Origin of the sequence: Hamadaea sp. NPDC051192 (genome assembly GCF_040682475.1) — a bacterium.
GTDB lineage: Bacteria > Actinomycetota > Actinomycetes > Mycobacteriales > Micromonosporaceae > Hamadaea > Hamadaea flava.
The window spans coordinates 1-21,779 of record NZ_JBFBAZ010000133.1; the positions used below are offsets into that span (position 1 = coordinate 1).

Consider the following 21,779-nt stretch of genomic DNA (forward strand, 5'->3'; position numbering starts at 1 on the left):
GGTGGCCGCCTCCCGCTCGTCGACCGGACGCGGTGTGCCGTCCGGCGTCGCCAGCAGTGTGCCGAGGTAACTCTTGCGGCTGGCCCCGAACAGCACCGGGAACCCCAGTTCCAGCAGCTCCGGCAGGCCCCGGGTCAGCGCCCAGTTGTGCTCGGGGCGTTTGGCGAAGCCGAGCCCGGGATCGAGGATGATCTGCTCCGGGCGTACGCCGGCCGCAGTCGCCTCGTCGACGCGTTCGCGCAGCTCAGCGCGTACCTCGGCGACCACATCGGAGTAGACGGCGAGGTCCTGCATCCGCTCGGAGTGACCCCGCCAGTGCATGATCACGTAGGGGCAGCCCGCGTCGGCGATCACTTTCGCCATCGCGGGATCGGCGAGTCCACCCGAGACGTCGTTCACGACGCTCGCCCCGGCGGACAACGCCGCCGCCGCGACCGCCGCCCGCGTGGTGTCGATGCTCGTTGGCACATTTTGTGCCGAAAGCGCGCGGATCACGGGGACGACTCGACCGATTTCCGTCTCCGCGTCGATCCGCGCCGCCCCCGGTCGGGTCGACTCTCCCCCTACATCGATGATCAGCGCTCCGTCACGGACGAGGGACGAACCGTGTTCGACGGCAGCGTCGAAATTCTCGTAGCGACCGCCATCCGAAAAGGAATCGGGCGTCACGTTGAGGACACCCATGACCACGGGCGGTGACCATTTGCGGTCGATCGGCAGCACGACCTCACCCTACTCGGGCGCACGAACTGGCCACGGCGAGAGCCGCGCACACGCTTGTAAGCGACCGGAGAGCCCCGTACGCTTCCCTATTGAACCTCGCGGTGAGGTGCAAAAATGGACAAAATTGCGAGACACGCCGGTCCCCGCACACAGGGTCCGTGCTCAACCGGTCTACGGCTGAAAAGCTGAACCGACCGGCCAGTGACTCGCATCGGGGAGGGACGCACGATGATCGCCACAGGGCTCGCCCACGCGGCGATGCACCACGTCAGCTCCATGATGGAGCTGGCTCCGTCGCCGAGCCCCGGCGGCCAAGGCGTCAACACCGACAAGGTCCTCGGGTTCTTCGTCAAGAACATCGTGCCCATCTTGCTGGCGGCGCTCGGCGTGATCTTCATCGGCCGGGCCGGCAAGGGCGAGATGTCCAAAGTGATGACGAGCTCGGCGATCGCGATCGTCGGCCTGTTGTTCATCGCCGGCGCCGGCGCCTTCTTCTTCTTCGGCGAATACCTCGTCAACCTCATCTTCGGGTGACCCGGCACGATGAGGCTGCGCACCGACGATGACATCTACCGGGCCCGCCTGGTCTACCTCGGCCCGCCCGGCTACACCCTCCCGGTACAGCTGCCCTACGCGCAATACGGCCTGTTCATCCTGCTGGTCCCCCTCTACATGGGTCTGCACTTCCTGCTGACCCAGTCGATCGACGCCTTCCCGGCGTGGGAGATCGCCCTGGCCATGGTCTCGACGTCATATATCTTCCGCCATGTCGATCCGGATCGGCCGGCTCGCCTGGTCATCCGGACGGCACTCACCGACTGGCGCCGATCCCGCGAAGCCGCGCACGAGAACACCGAACCACGCGTGGTCGCTCGCCGTATCGTCGTCCGGAGGTCGATCACGTGACCACCGACGAGCTCGACGACACCGTCCTCTCCGGAGAGATTGTGGAAGAGCCTGCAAACGATCCCGGCCCGACCACCCCGGCGCCGCGGGCCGCAAGCGATGTCGAGTCGCCGTTCCTCAACCTCTTCGATCCCGACGCGCCGAACCCGTCGGCGGTCTCCGTCCTCCGGCGTTCGGAACTGCCGGCCGGACCGGGCGCCGCCCAGCGGGGGCCGACCTCGGCTCCACCCGCGCAGGCGAGCGCGCCGCCGGCTCAGGCCAGCGGCCCCCCGGCTCAGTCGAACGTGCCGGCGCGGGTCAACCCCCCGGGCCGTCCCCCGTCTCAGGGCGCTGCGCTGGGCGTATCACCGAATGCTCTAGAGCGTGCGCGACCCGCGGAAAGTGCCCGCCGAGAGGCACGGCCCGGCGGTTCCGCACCCGAGTCCAGGAAGAAGCCTGGACCCGCGCGAACGGTGACCCCGGAACGCAGATCTGAGCCTGCGCCCTCGTCGCGGAAGCGCGCGGCCGCGCCGCAAGCGCCGCGCCCCAAGACCGAGAAGGTGAAGAGCGCCGCCGTTGAGCTGGCGCTGACCGAGATCGCCGGGCACCTGACGTTCACCGCGCACGCGGTCACCGCCTGGTACTGGGTGCCCGAGGTGCGCTGGGCGTTCCGCCCGGACCCGGAGCGCGAGGCGCTGATCGACGCGATCGCCGAGCAGTACGCCGGCCTCGCGGGCTTCCGCCTCCACATCCGCCGCACCTCGCGGCCGTTCCCGGCGGCCGAATGGGCCCGCCAGATCGACCGCCTGACCCCGCGACCGCTGGCCGGAGTGGCTGGCGCGCCGTCGTGGGGCGACCACCTCGTGGCTGCACAGAAGCACCTCGTGGGTTCCAACCACGCCGAGGGCCGGACCTACCTGGGCGTGACCTTCGCCCGGCGCAGCCTGGGCGACTCGTTCTCCGGGCGGCTGCTGCGCGCGTTCGGCAAGGGCAGCACGCTGTCCGAACGGTCCAAACTGGAGCGTGCCGTCGAGCAGTTCGACGAGGTGCTGGGCGCGTTCGGCATGCGCGGCCGCCGGGCCACCGCCGAGGAGCTGGAGTGGCTGCTCTACCGGTCGGTCGCGCTCTGCATGGACCCGCCGACCCACATCGGCGCCGTCGGGCACGGCCAGTGGGACACCGGTGACCTGCTCGCCCTCACCGAGGAGATCGAGCGCTACCGCGCGCCCTACGGATCCAGCGTCAAGCTCGTCAACCGGCTCACCGGCGAGGAGAAGCACGTCGCCGTGCTGACCGTCGGCCGCATGGAGCCGCTGGACATCCCCGAGCGGCACGAACCGTGGCTGCACTTCCACGAGCGGCTGCCGTACCCGATGGAGATCTCCAGCCGGATCGACATCCTCGGCCAGTCCGACAGCTTCCGGAACCTCGAACAGCGGCTGCGCATGATCCGCTCGCAGCAGCTCGACTACCTCGAGCACGGCATGGACGCCCCGCCCGAGCTGGAACGGCTCGCCAAGCGGGCCCTGGTCATCGGCGACGAGATGACGACCGGGCTGCCGGTCGACTCGGCCCGTGCCCACGGCTGGCACCGCCTCGCCGTGGCCGGCTCCTCCCGTGAGGAATGCCTGGAACGCGTACGCCGGGTCACCCAGCTCTACAGCCGCGAGATGCGCATCGCCCTGCAGCACCCCAAACAGCAGGAGCAACTCATCCGCGAGTTCATCCCGGGTGAGCCGATCGCCAACTCCGGATACCTGCGGCGGATGCCGGTCAAGCTGCTCGCGGCAGCGCTGCCGCAGGCGGCGTCCACCGTCGGCGATCATCGCGGCGACCTCATCGGGCGTACGGCGGGCACCTCCCGCCGGCCGGTCTTCCTCGACCTGCACTTCCCGATGGAAGTACGCGAACGTTCCGGCCTCGGCGTGTTCGTCGCCGAACCCGGCGGTGGCAAGTCCACCCTGCTCGGCGCGCTCGGCTACCTGGCCGCCCGGCGCGGCGTACGCGTGACGCTGCTCGACCCGAGCGGTCCGCTCGCCCGTCTCACCGCGATGCCGGAACTGCGCCCGTACTCCCGCGTCATCAACCTGACCGGATCGGAACAAGGCACCCTCGCCCCGTACGCATTGATCCCGACGCCGTCCCGAGACGAGTTCCCGGCCGGATCCGACGGCGACCGCGAATTCGACATCGCCGTGTCCAACGCCCGGGCCGAGCGGCGCATGCTCGTCCAGGACATCGCCTCGATGCTCGTCCCGCCGCAGGTGGCCCGGGAAGCCTCGACCGCCACGCTGCTGCGGCACGCCGTGCGGACGATCCCCGCCGAGGAGACCTCCACCCTCGACGACGTCGTCGAATGCCTCCGCGGGCTCGACGGCGGCGAAGGCCGGGAACTGGCGAACCTGCTCCTCGACACCGCGGAGATGCCGCTCGCGCTGTTGTTCTTCGGCGCACCCCCGCCCGGCCTGCTCGGCTCCGACGCGGCCCTCACCGTCATCACGATGGCCGGCCTGCGCCTGCCCGACCTCAAGATCGAACGCGAATACTGGTCAGCCGAAGAAGCGCTGGCCCTCCCGATGCTCCACACCGCACACCGACTAGCCGTACGCCGCTGCTACTCCGGCGACATGCACCAGCGCAAACTCGTCGGCCTGGACGAGGCGCACTTCATGGAAGGCTGGCGGTCCGGCCGCTCCTTCCTCGTACGCCTCGCCCGCGACTCCCGCAAATGGAACCTCGCCGCCCTGGTCGCCTCCCAGAACCCCAAAGACATCCTCGGGCTGGACGTCCAGAACCTCGTCTCCACCGTCTTCGTCGGCCGCATCGCCGAGGACACCGAGATCGCCTCCGAGGCGCTGCGGCTGCTGCGCGTACCCACCGACGTCGGCTACGAGGCAGTCCTCGCCGGACTCTCCGCAGCCGACGGGGCATCCTCGGCGCGCCTCGGCTACCGCGAATTCGTTGTCCGAGACGTGGATGGACGAGTGCAGAAGATACGTGTGGACGTCTCCTATGTGGAGGGGCTGCTCAGTGCACTCGACACCACACCGCTCGGCGACCCCGCTGCCGCACCTGCCCGGGCGGGGTGACCCGATGCGGCGACTCGTCTACGGGGTGCTCGCCACCCTGGTTCTCGGGATCGGCACGCTCTTCGGTACGCCCGCGGTCGGCGCGGAACCCCTCGTGATCGCAGCCCCTGGGGAGCCCGCATGCTCCCTGGAGGAATGGCAGAAGTACCCGCTGCAGACCTGCGTCGACCGACTCCAGGATGTCGCGGCGTCCAGGGCGCAGTGCCTCCAAGCGCCGACGCCGGAGGCGCCGGACAACGGGATGGCCGGCTGGTTTCTCAGCAAACCCACCTGGAACGACGATGCAAGCATCGGCCTTGGCCTATACAGCTCGTATGGCTACGCGGGATACGACTACACGACCTATGACATCGGATGCGCTCAGACACTGATGCATCCGGACTACAAGTTCGAGAACACCGTCGCCAACGGCGAGTTCATGTTGGCCAGCGGCATCGTCGGTGCCTCGAACGCACTCCGCGAGCGTGCTTGGGATCCCGGCCAGATGTGGGGCTGGGCCGACCCACTGGTCAAGAACGCTACGCAGGCCATCTACTCGAAAGTCTTCTCGGTCTTCGGCATCATCACCTTGGGCGTGGTGGGTTTATACCTGATCTGGCGTTCGAGAAACGCCAACATGTCGGGAGCGATGACCACTGCGGGCTGGGCCATCTTCGTCATGGTCGCGGTCACGGCGATCGCCGCGTGGCCAGTGCATTCGGCCAACCTTGCTGATTCAGCGCTTACGAGCACTCTCGGCGTGGTTCATGACGCTGTAGGGCCCTCGTCCACCACCCACGTGCCTGAACGCTGCAAGGGAAAGGTCAACGAGACTCCCGACTGCACGGACAACCGGCCGCCAGCTGTCCGGTCCAGCGACACGGCGACAGAGACGCTCCTTTATCGGAACTGGGTGCGCGGAGCGCTCGGGTCCGCGGACAGTGAGACCGCACTGAAGTATGGACCCGCGCTCTACGACTCGAAGTCGCTGACGTGGGACGATGTCGCATCACTCGCAGACGAACCAGATCCTGCCAAGCGTTCCGCCAATCGCGATTCGCTGATGCGACAGAAGCAGCAGAACTGGATGAAGGTCGCGGAGCAGATCCGCACCGAGGACCCTGACGCCTACGAGTACCTCCGCGGCACCAAGGGCATGGAGCGCATCGGTGCCGGCTTCGTCGCAATCCTCTCGGCAATCTCCTTCGCCATCTTCGACATCGTGGCCTCCATCCTGGTACTCCTGGGCTTCCTGATCTTCCGCTGGGCCGTCATCGCCGCTCCAGCGCTGGGCACGGTCGGTCTTCTACGCCCGGCCAGTGCTGGCCTCCGCCGCCTCGCGGGTTCCGTCCTCGCGGCGGTCTTCAACATCGCGATCTTCGGCACAGGTGCCGCTGTCTATCTATCTGCAGTGGATCTGATCATGAGTACGCCCAGCCTCCCCGGCTGGCTGCAAGTGGTACTGATGCTGCTCTGCGGCATCGTGGCGTGGATCCTGCTGCGCCCCTACCGGCGTGTGACGCAACTCGGTGGCAGCACGCCGTCGAACGGCTGGGCCCGCGCGCTTGTCCGGCCGGCAGCCGCGACGGCAGCGGCCACGGCCGCAGGTGGTGCCGCGGCGGGCGCGGCTGTCGCCATCGCGGGACGACCCGAGACGCGACCGGACTCGCCCAGCGAAGCACGTCCGGCGGTCACCGAGACCATTCAGCGCGAGCTCGTCCGCAGCGAAGCGTTGCCAGAGCAGCGCCGCTGGTCGGACCCGAATCTTCCCGAGGCCGCCCCGGCACAGGCGCTCTACCGGCCTGACGCCGCCCGCGACTCCGCGTCGGAGCCGAGCTCCGCCAGGCCGGTGGTGAGAGCAGAGGCGAGATAGTCATGCGCGCGGTGCTCACCGGTATCCTCCGTTCTCGGGTAGGCGTCGCCCTGGTCCTCGCCGCGATCGTGGTCCTCCTGGTCGGTGCTGCTCGCCTGTTCGGCGACAAGTCCTCGAACACCGGCTGGGCACCCGACTCCGTCGGCCAAAGCGGTGCCGAGATAGCCACGACAAAGAGCTACGGCCCAGACGACGGCGTGGTCTCCGCGATGCCGACCGTGAGCCCGAGCGTCGCCAAGGGAGCCGCGTCTCCGAGTCAGGTGGCGCTGGCATTCGCGGCGAGCTGGCTTGAGCGGACACGGTCGGCCGACAAGTGGCTGGGCGCGCTTCGCCCGCACTGCACCGAACAGCTGATCGACCAGCTCAAGGACGTAGAGCCCAGTAACGTTCCAGCCAGCAGAGTAACTGGCGAGGTGACGCTGGTGATCTACTCGGAGTCGGCCGCCCAGGCCAGCATTCCGCTAGACAGCGGACGCTTGGTGCTCCGTCTGGTCGGACCGTCCGGGCATTGGTTCGTTGACGGCGTGGACTGGGAGCGCACGTGAACGCCGACGGACCTGACCCCGCAGTCCTCGACGACCAGGAGCACGAGGAGCTTCGCGGACGTCGCCGCCGTCCACGACCGGCTCTCTGGATCGCCTTGGTCGCCACGCTGGTCCTACTCTGCTGCGGCGGCGGGCTAGGCGCGTTCACCCTGGACCAGCTCGGCGGCACGAGTGTCGGCGACAATGCCTTCACCTGCGGGCAGAAGGGGGTCATCGACCCCAACAAGGAGATGCCGCGGATTGGTCCATACGGCCAGGACCAGGTCCGTAACGCAGCGATCATCATCAGCGTCGGCCACGAGATGAAGATCCCGCCGCGCGGCTGGATCATCGCGGTCGCGACGGCGATGCAGGAAAGCAGCCTGACCAACCACGGCTACCTCGGCGAACGCAACGACCACGACTCACTCGGCCTCTTCCAGCAGCGTCCGAGCCAGGGTTGGGGTACCCCGGAACAGATCATGGATCCTCGGTACGCGTCGCGGAAGTTCTACCAGAAACTCCTGAAGGTGGCGGACTGGGCGACGATCCCGTTGACGGTCGCCGCGCAAGCCGTTCAGCGGTCGGCGTACCCGGATGCATATGCGAAGCACGAGCCGCTCGCGACAACGATCGTCAACACGTTGGCCGACGGTGCGGGCCTCGCAGCCGCTGCCGCCGCGGACCTGAAGTGCGCCGGACCCGGGGAGATCGCGGCCTCGGGCTGGACGGTGCCGGTGAAGGCGGGCATCGTCTCGGGGTTCCGCACCGCGGACCGCCCCACTCACAACGGCGTCGACCTCGGCGCCTCGCGCTACACACGTATTCGGGCGGCGTCCGCCGGCGTCGTCATCGTGAGCAAGTGCGATGTCGGCAACTGCGACCGCGACGGTTCGCCGAGCACACCTGGATGTGGCTGGTTCGTCGACATCCTGCACGCGGACCAGGTCATCACGCGATACTGCCACATGGTCCAGCGACCGTTCGTCTCAGTCGGTGACCGTGTTTCGGCCGGCCAGGTCATCGGCCTCGTCGGTACGTCCGGGCACTCGTCAGGCCCGCACCTGCATTTCGAAACGCACCTGAACGGCGACCGGTCATTCGCAGGCGGGGTCAGCCCGGTGCCGTTCATGGCCGCCCGTGGCGCGCCCCTCGGAGAAGCACCCTAACCTGCGGAGTTACACCCATGACCGAAGCGGACTTCGCCAGCTGGGCCAACGAGCTTTACCGTTGGCCCTCACCCATCGTGCCGATTCCCGCCATGAAGTACACCGGCGAGCTACGTGGGAAACGCGTCATCGTGGGTTTGCCAGGCCATGGGTGGCGCGCTGATCTCCGCGCAGATTCACTGGTACGCCAAGAGTCGCGCAGTCTCGTGCCGGTGATGCCGGAGGCCGACTGGTATCGCGCCGAGCAGGACCGAATCGAGGTGTTCGCACCGCTCATCCCGGCCGAACGGGTGTGGGTGGAAACCATCGGCGACGACGCACCAGATAGCAGCAAGCAAGGCCCGGTGAGCCTCGACGAACCACCAGTACGCCGCGCCGTCCGAGCCGAGGACGTCCCCTACCTCACCGGCCGACGCCTCGTCGCGATGCCCGACCGATCCGACGACTTCACCGCAGAGCGGGGGCTTCGCTCGGTGACGGAGCCCTACGCGGGCAAGACCCAGGCCCAGGTACGGGTCGCAGCCGAGGGTGACTGGTACCGGTGGGCGGCAACGGGACTAGTGCCGCCCACTCGGGCGGTCTTCCTCAGCCTGCTGTGGGTGGAGTAGCCGACGGCGTGGCGCTCGGGCTTGGACTTGGATCCGGCAGCTGCTCAGCGCCACAGACGCGCCACCCATCCTCGTCCACCATTGTGAACTGCCAATACTGCGTGCGGCGGTCGGTATGCAGCCCGCCACCTTGATTGATCTTCAACTCGGCAGTCACAAGTCGCCCCCCGTTCGACTCTGTCAATCGAGCCGGAACAACCTGTGTCGTTACACCGCCAGCCCGCTCTTCACCCAATAGCTGACTTCTGAGCGTCGTAATGTCGTCGAGGCGCAAGGGGCTGCCGCAAACGAAGAGCCCGGCACGCTGATCGTCTCGCCTCACGAGGTACGCCTCGACATACTCTCTGACCACCACACTCGGCGTAGTGCGGTCGATCTTGGTGGCCTCGTCGTAGGCCCGAAGCGCAATCACACTAGCGCTTGCGGCTCCGATCCCAGCTGTCGCCACTACAACCAGAACGACCCGCTTCAGCTTTCCCATCGGCACGATGACAGCTTATCTATCATGAGGTCATTTCCAATGTCGATTTGTACTCGTGGACAGCCCTCCACCGGGGCCGCATCAACGCCGGGCCCGGCGGACGACGAGCCCCGCCGCAACGCCCGCGGCCGCCAACGCGAACAGGCATACGCCGCCGCCCAGTGCGATGTGCCAAGGTTTCAAAACGCCGGCCGGTGCATCCGTCGATGCTGAAGGTGTCGCCTTCGAGCCCGTTCTGGATGATGGAACCTCGCGAACATCCCTGGTAAGCGCATCAACAACGTTAAGGACGCCGAAGCCATAGACGCTGTCGCGGCCTGGCGCACCCTTGTCGGAGGCTGTCGCAGTGAGGCGGTGGACAACCTCCGCCGCAGACAAGGTTGGAAACTTCGCCCTGACCAGCGCAGCTGCACCGGCGATGAGCGCGGTAGATTCGGATGTTCCCGAGCCAACGGCATACTTGTTCCCGGGGTAGCTGCTAGAGATGCCATCGCTCGGAGCACATAGAACCAACTCGGGACCAGTGGTCGAGATCGAGGAGTGATTCCCTCGCCGATCAACGCCACAAGCAGCAATAACTCCTGGGTACGCGGCGGGAAAAGCGACTGTCGTGTCTCTGGGTACGTTTCCGGCACCAGCCACGACGACGATGTCATTCGCTAAAGCGAGTTCAATCATCTGCTTGAGTAGCGGATGATCTGGCCCTGCCGATGAGATGGATATGACCCGAACATCATGATCGACGGCCCAGCGAATGCCCTCGGCGAGGTTCGAAGAGGAGCCACCGACCGAACTGAATGAGTCGTTGATTGGGATGATTGTCGCTCCGGGAGCAACCCCCGTTATCTTCCCAGAACCAACGATTAGGCCAGCCATCTGAGTGCCATGACCATTAGCATCACGACGCCCGTCTCCTGTGCTGACCTGCCCGCCACTGCTGAAATCGGCACCCCCAACGACACTGCCGTTAAGGTCAGGGTGCACGGAATCGACTCCAGTGTCAATCAGAGCCACCGCAACACCTGCTCCTGTGGTGACCTTATGCGCATCGTTAAGTCCAAGGAACGACACATACCATTGGCCATCCTTAAGATCGTCTGCTTCCGCCGGATCCGCACATGATAGGGCGATGATGAGGGCAACAATCGAAATCGCGCAGGTCCGCAGACTCTGGATCGGCCAAGTCATATCAGCCCTCGTTCCAAGGGAGCATGTACCGGTTGTACCAATTCTCAAAGTCCTTGCGCAGCTGGTCCTCATCGTTGGGTTCTTCTTCCTCGACGAAGAACGGGCCCATTTCACCGATTACGGGAGGGACGCCTTCCTCGATCTCCCACTGCTCCGTTGCCATGCGCTGCCGATTCGCTGTATCAGCCCGTGCTCCCCCTCCGCTGGGGCTTGACATTGGGTACCCCATCATTCCCGACCCGCCGACCCCGCCGGAGTTCATCACTCGGCTTTGACCACCAGAGCCGCGTTCGGCCGAGGCCATGCCGCCTCGAAACGGAAGCAGGCGTCCAGTCGGCGTAGTTGTCGAGCTTGGAAGCACCCATGCTCCGCCGAACGGAGATTCCGCAACCACGCCCGGAGGTACCGGCAGCGTAGAAGGCGGCGTGATAGGGGTAACGCCAACGGGAGTTGACCCTCCCGTGAGCGCAGGACCTTCAGATGGGTTCGCACCCGGAACCGGTGGAATCGGCCACGGACCTGTCGGTACATCAGAACGCGAACCGTGGCGGTTAACTTGAGGCGAAGCAGATGCACTAGTCATGCCGTCATCCGTGATCACCCGAGTTACCTCGGGATCCTGGATCTTGAAACCCACCGCGTTCGGCCAGTAGATCTGCGTACGCAGATCGGCGACCGTCGCGTCCAGTTCCTTCATCACCCGCCGCCCCCGCTGATTCAGTACGACCGCAGCCGGGTTCCAGTCGTCTGGCACGAAGTCGACCGTAACGGTCTGCCACCGGTCGTGGATCGGTGCGATCTTCGTGCGAGCGGACACGATCGCCGTCACGATGCCGTCGAGGGTCTTCGCCGTGGACTGAGCACAAATGGCGTCCTGCCAGACGGCTTTGGCGTGGTCGTCGAGCCGGGTCTGGGCCTCGGTGGCTGTCATTGACGCTTGTGCTGGCCACACCGTTGCCAGCTTCGGCCGGAGTTCGAGAACTCGGCGGTAGTGGTTTTCCAACGCCTCGCCAAGCAGCCGCAGAGCCGACACCTGCGTCCAGGCTTCACTGAGATCGTCGCGGAAGAGGATGTCCTTCATCCGCTGGACGTCGAAGGCCTTTCCCCAGGCGATCTCAGTCGAGTCGAAGTCTGGGACTCTGGGCAGTGGTGGCGGCGGGATCGGAGTCACCACGCCGGGATCGACTGATGCAGCCGATGCTGCGGTCGACTCGTCTGTGTATGCACCGGAGCGCGCCATCGTTGAGGTCGCCAGGGCTGCCGCCACGACGTCCGCTGAACGGTAGTTCTTGAGAACCCGCTCGACGGATGCGAGCAACGCACGTGCGTTGGTGACGTGAGCATCAAGATTCGCCACGTAGCGCGAGATCGCGCCGCTGAACGCGACGCTGCTGGCTTTCACGTGTCCTTGGACGTCGAGCGCAGCGAATCCGGTTCCGAACCGGGCGCCGCAGCCGACGCCGAGCGCCGCGCGTTCTCCGTCGGGCACCAGGCCGACGTCCACATCGGAGCTTAGTTTGGTGAACAGGTCCGTCACCGCTTGCAGGTCGATCGCTATTCCGCGCACCGTCATCGATATCCCCCATCGCCGCAAGGGGGCAGCGTAAACCGCGCAAGACATCGATGAAAGGGCCTGTGGATAACTCCGAGTACTCAGCTGGTCACACAGGCTGCCCTGGACAGATCGGGCACCCGCCGGGATAGTGGCGCGCATGACGGAGCCCATGGCGCAGCAGCTGGTCACGCAGCCCGCGGACGTACGCATTCCGATCTCGGACGCGCTGGTCATGCTGGGTGGCGTACTGATTCTGGGTTTCTCGTTCGCTCCGTTCGTGAGCTATGAGCCGGCGACTCGCAACAGCACGGGTGTGGATTACTCGGCTTGGGAGTGGACGGGCTTTCTCGCTCCGTTGACCTGGTTCGTCGTCGTCGGCGGGCTGCTGCTGCTCGCACTCGGGTTGAGTCGGGCGCTCAATGGTGATCGGAGTCTGGTCACCTTCCGGACGAGTCAGCTGCAGCTGGTGGTGGCGGCGTACGCGGCGAGTGTCCTGATCGGATATGCGCTGACCGAGAAGGGCTCGGAGACGACGACGTCGGCTGAATTCCTGGGTGCCCGGATTCAGGTCGGCGCCACGACCGCCGGCGAGTTCGGGTGGGGCGGCGTACTGATGTTGATCGGCGCATTGATCGCGGTGGTCGGCGCGGTGATGAACCTCCTGGCGAGAAGCCAGAGGTAGCGCCGGCGACACGCCGTCGGGCAGCCGCCTGGCGGCGTACCGGGGGGCGAGGATGATCGGCGTGGATCGTATCGAGCTGCTCATCCTCGCGGTCGGCGCGCTGGTCGTGGCGTTGCCGCTCGCGTCGCGGCTCGGCCTGCCTTATCCCGTGCTGCTGACCATGGTCGGGATAGCGGCGGCGCTCATCCCGAACGTACCGGAGATCGAGCTCAATCCCGACTTCGTGCTCCCCTTCCTGTTGCCTCCGTTGTTGTGGGCCGCCGCTACGCGTACAAGTTGGGCACATATCCGCGCGAATCTGCGGCCGATCTTGATGCTGGCGGTGGCGCTGGTCGCGGTGAGCGCGTTCGCGGTGGCCGCGGTGCTATCGAGCCTGTTGCCGCAGGTCCCCTGGGCGATCGCGTTCGCGCTGGGCGCGGCTTGCGCGCCGCCGGACCCGGTGGCCGCGACCAGTGTGGCCGGGAAGCTCGGCCTGCCGCACCGGATGGTGGCGGTGATCGAGGGCGAGGGCCTGGGCAACGACGCGACCGCGCTGACGCTGTTCAATACGGCGCTGGCCGCGGCGGCGGTGGGCGGGAGCATCTCGTTCGGCAGCGCGGGGCGCGAGTTTCTCGCGGCCTCGGTGCTCGGCATCGGGGTCGGGCTGCTGTTGGCGCTGGTCGCGGGCAAGATCTTGGACTGGCTGACCGATCCGGTGCTCGCCGGCGCGTTCACCGTTGTGCTGCCCTTCGCCGCGTACGCCGCAGGCGAGGAGATCGGTGGTTCCGGGGTTCTCGCGGTACTCGCCATCGGCCTGGTTCTGGGTGGAGCCTTCTACCACATTCAAGACGCAGAATCCCGACTGGTGGGATCGGCGTTCTGGGCCACCCTTGATCTGCTGCTCACATCGATCGCGTTCATCCTGATCGGACTGGAGATGCGGCCGATCATCGAGGACGCGGGGTCCGACATCTGGCGGCAGATCATGATCGGGCTCGCCGTCGCCGCCGTGCTGATCGGCGTACGCATGGTGTGGTTGGTCGCATCGGGCCTGTTCGCGCACCGTTTCCTGCGCAGCACCGTGCCCGGCAACTGGCGCGAGGCGATCGTCCTCGGCTGGGCCGGCATGCGCGGCGTGGTCACGATCGCCGCCGCGCTGTCGCTACCGGCGGCGACACCCGAACGCGGCACGCTGATCCTGATCGCGTTCGTCGTCGTCATGGTCACCTTGATCTTGCCCGGCATCACGCTCCCGTGGCTGGTCAGGAGCATCGGCATCGCGACGGCCGACCCGGAGCGGGCGACGCGGGAGATCGCCGTCCGCGTCGTCGGCGCCATGAACGAGCGGATCACCGAACTGCATGCCGATGGCGACCTCGACGACGAACATGCTGAACAGTGGCGGCAACGCGTACGGCGAATCGTGGCCCAGGTCAGTCCAAACCCTGAGACGGAAAGTCTCATCGAGGAACGTGCGCGCTTCCGTCATATGCGCGCGGTGAACCTCGAACTCCACGCCGCCGCGCAGGCCGAAGCCCTGCGCCTGCGGGGCGACGAGGGCATCGACCCGGCCGCGGTGGACCGCATTCTGCGCATCATCGACCGGCAGATCGCCAACGCCTGACATGCAACCCCGCGCCCGGTAGGCGCGTATGTGATGCATGACCTGGAAGGCCGATTACTCCGAATACTTCGCGGCGCGGGCGGCCCCGCTGCGCCGGCTCGGCTATGGCCTCAGCGGCGACTGGCATCTCGCGGAGGACCTCGTGCAGCACACCTTCCTGCAGCTCTATCGGCATTGGCGACGACTCGATCCGACCACACTCGACGCCTACTCACGACGGACGCTCGTCAACGCGTACCTGTCGCATAGGCGCAAGAAGCACGAAACCGCGGTGGCCGACGTGCCGGAACGCGCCGCGGAACCCGCGCCTGACCTGGGCCTGGACATCCGCGCGGCGCTCGACGCGCTGCCGCCCCGCCAGCGCGCGCTCGTGGTGTTGCGGCACCTTGAGGACATTTCGGTCGCCGAGGCCGCGGACCTGCTCGGCATCGCGGAAGGCACGGTCAAGAGCCAGACCGCCCACGGCCTGGCCAAACTTCGGTCACACTTCGGAGACTCTCATGGATGATCTTCTGGTACGCGAAAAGCTGCGCACGTATGTCGTCGAGGACGAACCACCGATGACCTTGACCTCGGTTGACCTGCTGAAGCAGGGGTCGCGGCGACGCACGTTCCGCTTCGGCGCCTTCTCCGCAGTCGCCCTCGTCGCAGCGACCGTCGCCTGGTTCTCGCTGCCCTCCAACGAGCCGCAGACTGTGCTGTCCGGCGAGGCTCCGTGCCTAGCCCGAGTACCGCTCGTGACCGGGGCGACACCCGACATCACTGTCGACCCGCTTGCGGCCAGCTCGCCCTTGTCGGCAGTGGACTCGGCCACCGCGACCCGAGTGTCCTGTTACTTGGTGGACGCGGTCGCAGCGCTCACCCCGGACGCGCGATACCTACCCACGACCTGGCGGGCAGCGGCGCCCTTCCAGACCGTCTCCGCGTCAGATCATCTGCTGGCGAGCGCGCGTACGCCCGGCGGCAGCTTCAGCGTCATGATCACCCGAGCGACCGTCGCTCCCCCCTCCGGTGACGCCACCGTCACGTTGCCCGACGGTCGGCAGGTGGCCGTCGACTCCTACCCCGACCTGCTCGGACCGGGTGCTCGCTGGCTGGAGGTGGCTCTGTGGACCGGGCATACGCTGATCACCGTCGGCGCCGACAACTACCGAACCGTTCGGCCGCCGACGTTCGGCGATGAGCCGATCCTGACGCAGGCGCAGCTCATCCAGCTCGTCACCGCGCCTGCGCTCGCCCTCTACGGCTGACCGCTCCACCCGCGCCTTGCCCGCGGTCACGGCCCCGCCAGCGCCGTCGCCTCGCCTCGCCTCGCCTCGCCTCGTTGATCATGGAGTTAACTGTTGCCTCGGCGGTGTGTCGAGGGTGCGAACTCCATGATCAACGAGGCTACGGACGATCAAGGCCGCCGCGGACAGCGGCTAGGACCACCGGGTCTGCGCAGCCCCTCTTGAACCCCGCGATCCGCCGATCGATGTCGCGTTGAAGCAGCCGCCGTCCGATCCACTCCGCGATCGGACGGACCAGGCGCGGTCGGCAGCGGAAGTTGTACCGCCAGGTCGCGACGCTGTGCCCAGGTTCCTCAGCTGGGCTGAATCTCCAGCCGCCACCCATCATCTCGAAGAACCACGGTCCCTCGACCATCTTCATGCCGACGTTGCTGGGCGGGTTGTAGGAGACATACTCGCTGACCATCGTGAAGCCATGCCGCGAGCGGGTGAATGTTCGGACTCCCTTGGCCGGCTTCGTCGCGCCGTTGAGGAAGTGCTGCTCGCGTACGAACGGATCCCAGCGATAGCGGATCTCGCCCGTGGTCTGCGAGACCGCGTACGCGACCTCGGGTGGGACGGGGACGATGAGCGAGGCTTCGACGACGGGCACGCCCTATCTTCACCCGAGGGCCGGTGCCTCGGTGACGGCCGTCGTCCTCTTCGCGGCGCAATGCCGGATCCGCTGGCGTGGCTCCTGGAGTGAGATCGTGATGAGGCGCGCGGCGTGACACGCCGATGTCCGCCTCGTGCGCTACCGTCTTGGCCGGAAGCAGATGGGAGGCGGTCCGGCGTGGCGGAGACGAGCGCACCTCTCGATCAGGCGGCCGGTTTGCACCGGCACGCGGCGGCGGTGGTGACCGCGGCCGCTGCGACGCTGGATACCTATCTGCCGTTGCCGCGTACGGATATCGCTGAGCAGCACGAGTTGGCTGAGCGATTGCGTGCCGCCGCTCAGGCGCTCGCCCCGGCCTGGTTGGGGCAGCCGTTGGACGCGGTTCCGGCCAGTACGCCGTTGGGCGGTCAGCGTCGCCCGGAGTATGTGCGGGTGGGCACGGCGCAGCCGTTGGACGATGCCCGGTTCCCGTTGGTCGTGCCGTTGTTGGGCGTGGGGCACCTGGCCTTCTCGGCTGACGCTCGTGACGCTCGGGTGACGGGCGCGCTCCGGAGCATCGTGGTGCGGTTGCTGGCCACCGCGCCGTCCGGCACTTTGATCGTGCGGGCGGTGGACGGGCACGGGCATGTGTTCGCACCGTTCGCGGCGCTGTCCGAGACCGGGTTGCTGCCGGAGCCGGCGACGGATCGGGAGGGCCTGCGGGCGGTGCTCGCGGAGGCGGAGCATTGGGTACGCCCCAGCCGGCCCGATCAGGAGCGGAAGGCGAAGCCGAGACGCCGTGACCGGAGCATGCTGCTGGTGATCGCCGGGTTGCCCTCGTTGGCGGACGCGTCGGATCTGGCTCGGATCGTCGACCTCGCCAAGCGCGGTCCGGCGCATGGGCTGCACATGGTGGTGGCCGGGTGGCCGCCGGCGCCGTTGACGCCGGAGACGACGCAGGATCGGCTGCCGCTGGCGACCGAGATCTCGGTACGCAATCCGCACGTGCTGGTCGGCAATCCGCCCGGGGCGTCGTGGAGCCGCGGCCGCGACCCGTTCAACGTGCCGGTGTACCTGGACCCCGATCCGCCGTTGGAGCTGATCGACCGGGTGTGCCATGAGCTGGGCTCACAGTTCGCCCAGCAGGGTTCGGTGCACTTGCTGGATCTGCTGCCCGACCCGGATCACGGCTGGTGGGCGGATTCGTCGGCGGCCGGATTGAGCGTGACCGTCGGCATCTCCGGCGATACGCCGATCAGTCTGCATTTCGCAGATCTGACGCCGCACTGGCTGGTGGGTGGCCGGTCGGGTGGCGGGAAGACCGCCTTCCTCATCGACGTCCTCTATGGATTGTGTACGCGGTACGACCCGGAGGAGCTGGCGCTCTACCTGCTGGACTTCAAGGAGGGCGTGTCGTTCTCCGAGTTCATCCCGACGCCTCGGGACGCGAGTTGGCTGCCGCACGCGCGGGCGGTCGGGGTGGAGAGCGATCGCACGTACGGGTTGGCGGTGCTGCGCGAGCTGGACGCGGAGATGACGCGGCGGGCCGAGATGTTCAAGGCCAACGGCGTCTCGCGGTACGTCGACCTGCGGAACCTGGGCGAGACGCTGCCTCGGATCGTGTGTGTGATCGACGAGTTCCAGGTGTTGCTCGCCGGGACGGACCGGATCGCCACCGAGGCGGTGGCGTTGCTGGAGTCGGTCGCCCGGAAGGGGCGGTCGTTCGGCATACATCTGATTCTGGCGAGCCAGACCGTGCGGGGCATCGAGGCGCTCTACGCCAAGCGCGACTCCATCTTCGGCCAGTTCCCCGTACGCGTGGCGCTGCCGGGCGGTGCGGACGTCCTGGAGCCGACGAACGAGTCGGCCGCGACCTTGCAGCTGGGCACGGCGATCGTGAACACCGCGGGCGGCTTGGGCGGGCCACGGGGTTCCCGGCGGGCGCACGAGAAGCTGGTGCGGTTCCCTGATCCGCATGCCGATCAGCAGATCCTGACCGCGTTGCGGCAGCGGCTGTGGCAGGCCCGCGACGAGCACGACGAGCCGCCGGTGGTCTTCTCGGGGTACGCCGCGCAGCACCTCGACAACGATCCGTTGTACCAGGCGCTGAAGGAGACCCAGACGGAGACGGCCAAGGCGGCCCTGTTGGGGCGGCAGGTCGACGTGAACATGACGACGGTCGCGTTCCCGTTCGACGCGACGCCGGGGCGGCATCTGGCCGTCCTCGGTCCGTCCGCCGAGGGCGCGGACGTCCTGGTCGCTGCGGTCCGTTCACTGGCCGCGCAGCACCGGCCGGGCTCAGTCCGGTTCGTCCTGGCGCCGATGGTCCCGCAGACCGTGGCCGCCGTCGAGGCGCTGCACACTGAGCTGCGGAGCCAAGGGCACGAGGTCATCACCACCGAGAAGGCCGACATCCCGGAATCCGTGGCGCGCGTCAACGCGTACCTCGTGGTCTGGGGAATGGAGACGGCCGGGAGCGAGGCGCGGACGCTGATCCGCGAGGACCCGAGCCGCGGCCTGCACCTGCTGGGCTGGTGGCGTCAGCTGCGCCGGTTCTCGGAGGACGTCGGGTTCTCCGCGGGCCGCGAGGATGTGGCCGGGCTGGTGTTCCTGAACGTGCCGGGGCCAGAGGTGGCGCTGATGCTGGGCGAGTCGCTCCAGTGGGAGCCGCGGCCGGGCCGCGCGTTGTTCCACGACCGGCACACCGGCCTGACCGCCGTGCTGGTGCCGTTCACAACGCCCGAGGCCAGAGCAGCGGTCGAGACGCGCACCCCGCCGGGCCAGCGCACGACGGCAAGCGACCAGGGCGTGGACCCGCGGACGACGGCGGCCGGCCAATGAGCGACAGTGACGCAGCCATGAGTGACGCAGCCATGAGCAGTGCAGCCATGAGTGACGCGGCCATGGACGAGGACGACGCGACCATGGAGGACGGCGGCTCGGCGATGAGCGACGGCAGCCGGCAGATGACCGGGGCCTGGCAGGAGTACCTGGCGGCGGCGGAGCGCTTGGACGCCGTACGCCGCGAGGCGTCCACGTCGGTGGCGACGGAGCAGGCGGCGTTGCGCGCGGCTCGGGAGGAGCTGCCGCCGATTCGCGCGCGGCTGGCGTTGCAGCAGCAGCGGATGGCCGAGATGGCGACGGCGAGCGGCCGCCCGATGCCGCCATTGGCGCCGACGCCGGCGGAGACGACGAGCGCGGAGCGGGCCGTCTCGGGCGGTCCAGCGGTGGTGCTGGCGGCGCTGCGGCAGGCGATGTCGACAGTGGACGTGGCCGACGGCGCGCTGGCGCAGGCCCCGACCCGGCCACCGTCCGCCACGACGCGCAACCTCGCCGTCTACGGCGGTCTCGCGGCGGCGGCGTTGCTGGCCCAGATCGTGTTCGTGCTGCTCGTGGACGAGCGGACGCGTCCGTTCTACGCCGGCTGCACCGGATTCCTGCTGGGCTTCGGGGCGTTCGGCATCGGCTGGATCGCCACCGGCGTGATCAGCCGGACGCGTACGGCCGCGATGGGGCTCGCCGTCGTGGCGCTGCCGCTGGTCCTCTCGACCGCGGTGTTCGCCCTTCTCTGGTTGACGAGGTGAGTCGGTGAGCAGCGTCGAGGACGTCAAACTGCGGGTGGCCGCGACGGTGTCGCAGACCGGTGACGCGCTGATCCGCCTGCGAGCGGTCGGGCAGACCTTCGACGAAGCGCTCACGATGCTGCGGCTCACCGCCGCCGGGACGGTGTCCCCCACGCTCATCGACGCGATCAGCAAGCTCGAACAGGCTCGGGAGCGGCTCAACGAGGCACATACGCTGGCCACCGGGGCCATCGGCGACGCCGACGCGTGGCGCGCTACCGCATAGCAGATCCACAAAGGTCCCGCAACGTCGTCCACACCCCTCCGCCGGGCCCGCCCGGCCCGTTGTCCACAGGCATTGAGGCGGCGGTACACCGGACGCGAATGTTCTCTGTCATGGAGGAACTGCTTGACCGCCCCACCGAACTCAGCTTCACCGTGTTCCGGGGCAGCGCCGCCGTCGCCGAGGGGCTGCTGACCACCGACCAACTGCGTACCAACGATTGGCGGCGGGTCCGCCGCGACATCTACGTCGACTCGCGCGTACTGCTCGACCACGGGGTCGACTGCCACGCCGCCGCGCTCGTGCTGCCGGGCCGGGCCTGCTTCTCGCACATGTCGGCGGCCTGGCTGCACGGCGTCGACCTCGCCGCCGACTACGGGGACCCGGTGCACGTCACCGTCCCGCCGCCGGCCAAACCGGGCGGCTGGTCCGCGATCAAGGTCCATCAGACCACCATCGACCCCGGCGACGTCGACGTGCTCGACGGGCTCATGCTCACGTCGCCGCGGCGTACCGCGTGGGACCTCGCCGCGTCACTCCCGCTGGACCAGGCCATCCCCACTCTCGACGGGCTGCTCGCGCGGGCGCTGGTCACTCCCGATGAGCTTCACGCGTACGCCGAGAGCCGTGCCGGAGTTCGCGGCTATCGGAAGGCAGAGCACGCCTTCGAACTGGCGGACGGGCGTTCCCGTGACGCCGACGCCTCCCGGCTCCGGCTGGCGATCCTGCAACAGGGCCTGCCCCGGCCGATCCCGCACTACACAGTGGAAGGTCCCCGGGGCGCGCTGCTCCAGCCCGAACTGGGCTGGCCACGTTTCCGGGTGGCGCTGGTGTTCTCGCGTCCCGGGGACGGCGGCGAAGGCTACGAGGAGGCGGACTGGCGGGTCCTGCGCGTCCACCGATACCGCGTCGACCGCGAACAGCCGGCCGTCCTCCGGGAGCTGCGAGCGGTGCTGCTGGCTCGGGGCTGGTGCCCCTGACGGCTACCGGCTGTTGATGAGGGTCAGCGCCTCGGTGCGGGTCTTGGAGTCCGAGCGGAGGATGCCCCGCACCGCGCTCGTCACCGTACGCGCGCCGGCCTTCCGTATGCCGCGCATCTCCATGCACATGTGCTCGCAGTCGAGCACCACGATCACGCCACGCGCGCCCAGCTGGCTCTCCAGCAGGTCGGCGATCTGCGAGGTGAGGCGCTCCTGAACCTGCGGGCGGCGGGCGTACACCTCGACCAGCCGGGCCAGTTTGGACAGACCGGTGATCCGGCCGTCCTCGTTCGGGATGTAGCCGATGTGGGCCACGCCCCGGAAAGGCAGCAGATGATGTTCGCAGAGGCTGAAGACCTCGATGTCGCGGACGAGCACCATCTCCTCGTGATCGGCCTCGAACGTGGTCCGCAGCACCCGCCGCGGGTCCACCCGGAGGCCGGCGAAGAGTTCGGCGTAGGCCCTGGCCACCCGCTCGGGCGTCTTGACCAGACCGTCCCGGTCCGGGTCCTCGCCGACGGCGATCAGGATCTCGCGTACGGCGCGTTCGATGCGTTCGAGGTCGACCGCCTTCTCGACGGGGCCGCCGTTGATCGACCCGTCGACGAGACGGGCGGCGAGCAGGTCGAGTTCGGAAGCGGCGGTGGGCCCCGGGCCCCCGGGCGCGGGGGGCGGGGGCTCCGCGGTGGAGCGGGTGGGGTCGGGCCCACGGGGCGGGGCGCGCCGGCCCG

General features: G+C 68.0%; 20 protein-coding genes. 15 read left to right on the forward strand and 5 right to left on the reverse strand.

The window, feature by feature from the left end; translation table 11 throughout:
- Window positions 1-684, reverse strand: a 684-nt coding sequence (gene folP, locus AB0M47_RS34640) for a dihydropteroate synthase (protein WP_363421683.1), incomplete at its 3' end; no start/stop codon positions are given.
- 297 nt (window positions 685-981) lie between these two features.
- On the opposite strand from folP, the gene AB0M47_RS34645 reads away from it, so the two are divergent.
- The 7 genes from AB0M47_RS34645 to AB0M47_RS34675 all read left to right on the forward strand — a co-directional run bounded on the left by AB0M47_RS34645 (window position 982) and on the right by AB0M47_RS34675 (window position 8,850).
- On the forward strand, window positions 982-1,257 hold the full coding sequence (locus AB0M47_RS34645; protein ID WP_359995760.1) for a hypothetical protein: 276 nt from the start codon (window positions 982-984) through the stop codon (window positions 1,255-1,257).
- Between the two features lie 9 nt (window positions 1,258-1,266).
- The gene (locus tag AB0M47_RS34650; protein WP_253759569.1) at window positions 1,267-1,629 is read left to right on the forward strand and encodes a hypothetical protein; all 363 of its coding nucleotides are present in this window, start codon (window positions 1,267-1,269) and stop codon (window positions 1,627-1,629) included.
- A complete protein-coding gene (locus AB0M47_RS34655) occupies window positions 1,542-4,697 on the forward strand; it encodes an ATP-binding protein (RefSeq protein WP_363421685.1) in 3,156 nt (1,051 codons plus the stop codon). The genes AB0M47_RS34650 and AB0M47_RS34655 overlap by 88 nt, the downstream gene beginning before the upstream one ends.
- A gap of 4 nt (window positions 4,698-4,701) precedes the next feature.
- Window positions 4,702-6,549 carry an MFS transporter gene (locus tag AB0M47_RS34660; RefSeq protein ID WP_363421657.1) on the forward strand — a complete coding sequence of 616 codons (1,848 nt, stop codon included), beginning with the start codon at window positions 4,702-4,704 and terminating at the stop codon, window positions 6,547-6,549.
- 2 nt (window positions 6,550-6,551) lie between these two features.
- Complete coding sequence (locus AB0M47_RS34665) at window positions 6,552-7,094, forward strand: hypothetical protein (RefSeq protein WP_363421659.1); 543 nt, start codon at window positions 6,552-6,554, stop codon at window positions 7,092-7,094.
- 89 nt (window positions 7,095-7,183) lie between these two features.
- The gene (locus AB0M47_RS34670; protein WP_363421688.1) at window positions 7,184-8,242 is read left to right on the forward strand and encodes a M23 family metallopeptidase; all 1,059 of its coding nucleotides are present in this window, start codon (window positions 7,184-7,186) and stop codon (window positions 8,240-8,242) included.
- A gap of 17 nt (window positions 8,243-8,259) precedes the next feature.
- Window positions 8,260-8,850 carry a hypothetical protein gene (locus AB0M47_RS34675; protein ID WP_363421661.1) on the forward strand — a complete coding sequence of 197 codons (591 nt, stop codon included), beginning with the start codon at window positions 8,260-8,262 and terminating at the stop codon, window positions 8,848-8,850.
- A 562-nt stretch (window positions 8,851-9,412) separates the two neighbouring features.
- On the opposite strand, the gene AB0M47_RS34680 is transcribed toward AB0M47_RS34675, so the two are convergent.
- Both AB0M47_RS34680 and AB0M47_RS34685 read right to left on the reverse strand, forming a co-directional pair.
- Window positions 9,413-10,519: a S8 family serine peptidase gene (locus AB0M47_RS34680; RefSeq protein WP_363421663.1), complete on the reverse strand. Its 1,107-nt coding sequence runs from the start codon at window positions 10,517-10,519 to the stop codon at window positions 9,413-9,415.
- A gap of 1 nt (window position 10,520) precedes the next feature.
- On the reverse strand, window positions 10,521-12,092 hold the full coding sequence (locus tag AB0M47_RS34685) for a hypothetical protein (protein ID WP_363421665.1): 1,572 nt from the start codon (window positions 12,090-12,092) through the stop codon (window positions 10,521-10,523).
- A gap of 139 nt (window positions 12,093-12,231) precedes the next feature.
- Here AB0M47_RS34685 and AB0M47_RS34690 point away from each other — a divergent pair, with 139 nt between their 5' ends.
- The 4 genes from AB0M47_RS34690 (at window position 12,232) to AB0M47_RS34705 (ending at window position 15,609) form a co-directional block, all read left to right on the forward strand.
- A complete protein-coding gene (locus AB0M47_RS34690) occupies window positions 12,232-12,756 on the forward strand; it encodes a hypothetical protein (RefSeq protein WP_363421667.1) in 525 nt (174 codons plus the stop codon).
- A gap of 61 nt (window positions 12,757-12,817) precedes the next feature.
- Window positions 12,818-14,359, forward strand: a complete 1,542-nt coding sequence (locus AB0M47_RS34695) for a sodium:proton antiporter (RefSeq protein ID WP_363421669.1) — start codon at window positions 12,818-12,820, stop codon at window positions 14,357-14,359.
- Between the two features lie 37 nt (window positions 14,360-14,396).
- Window positions 14,397-14,867 carry a SigE family RNA polymerase sigma factor gene (locus tag AB0M47_RS34700; RefSeq protein ID WP_253759553.1) on the forward strand — a complete coding sequence of 157 codons (471 nt, stop codon included), beginning with the start codon at window positions 14,397-14,399 and terminating at the stop codon, window positions 14,865-14,867.
- Window positions 14,860-15,609 (forward strand): hypothetical protein, encoded by a 750-nt coding sequence (locus AB0M47_RS34705; RefSeq protein WP_363421672.1) that lies wholly within the window; start codon window positions 14,860-14,862, stop codon window positions 15,607-15,609. Before AB0M47_RS34700 ends, AB0M47_RS34705 begins: the two co-directional genes overlap by 8 nt.
- Before the next feature lie 139 nt (window positions 15,610-15,748).
- Here AB0M47_RS34705 and AB0M47_RS34710 read toward each other — a convergent pair whose 3' ends face one another.
- Entirely contained in the window at window positions 15,749-16,240 is a 492-nt protein-coding gene (locus AB0M47_RS34710; protein ID WP_363421674.1) for an SRPBCC family protein, read from the reverse strand.
- A gap of 180 nt (window positions 16,241-16,420) precedes the next feature.
- Here AB0M47_RS34710 and AB0M47_RS34715 point away from each other — a divergent pair, with 180 nt between their 5' ends.
- The 4 genes from AB0M47_RS34715 to AB0M47_RS34730 all read left to right on the forward strand — a co-directional run bounded on the left by AB0M47_RS34715 (window position 16,421) and on the right by AB0M47_RS34730 (window position 21,048).
- Complete coding sequence (locus AB0M47_RS34715) at window positions 16,421-19,063, forward strand: FtsK/SpoIIIE domain-containing protein (protein WP_363421676.1); 2,643 nt, start codon at window positions 16,421-16,423, stop codon at window positions 19,061-19,063.
- 47 nt (window positions 19,064-19,110) lie between these two features.
- The gene (locus AB0M47_RS34720; protein ID WP_363421678.1) at window positions 19,111-19,806 is read left to right on the forward strand and encodes a hypothetical protein; all 696 of its coding nucleotides are present in this window, start codon (window positions 19,111-19,113) and stop codon (window positions 19,804-19,806) included.
- Between the two features lie 4 nt (window positions 19,807-19,810).
- Window positions 19,811-20,071: a hypothetical protein gene (locus tag AB0M47_RS34725; protein WP_253759543.1), complete on the forward strand. Its 261-nt coding sequence runs from the start codon at window positions 19,811-19,813 to the stop codon at window positions 20,069-20,071.
- 110 nt (window positions 20,072-20,181) lie between these two features.
- Complete coding sequence (locus AB0M47_RS34730) at window positions 20,182-21,048, forward strand: hypothetical protein (protein WP_363421681.1); 867 nt, start codon at window positions 20,182-20,184, stop codon at window positions 21,046-21,048.
- Window positions 21,049-21,051: 3 nt separating this feature from the next.
- On the opposite strand, the gene folE is transcribed toward AB0M47_RS34730, so the two are convergent.
- The gene (gene folE / locus AB0M47_RS34735; protein ID WP_275979312.1) at window positions 21,052-21,672 is read right to left on the reverse strand and encodes a GTP cyclohydrolase I FolE; all 621 of its coding nucleotides are present in this window, start codon (window positions 21,670-21,672) and stop codon (window positions 21,052-21,054) included.
- Window positions 21,673-21,779: the final 107 nt, after the last annotated feature.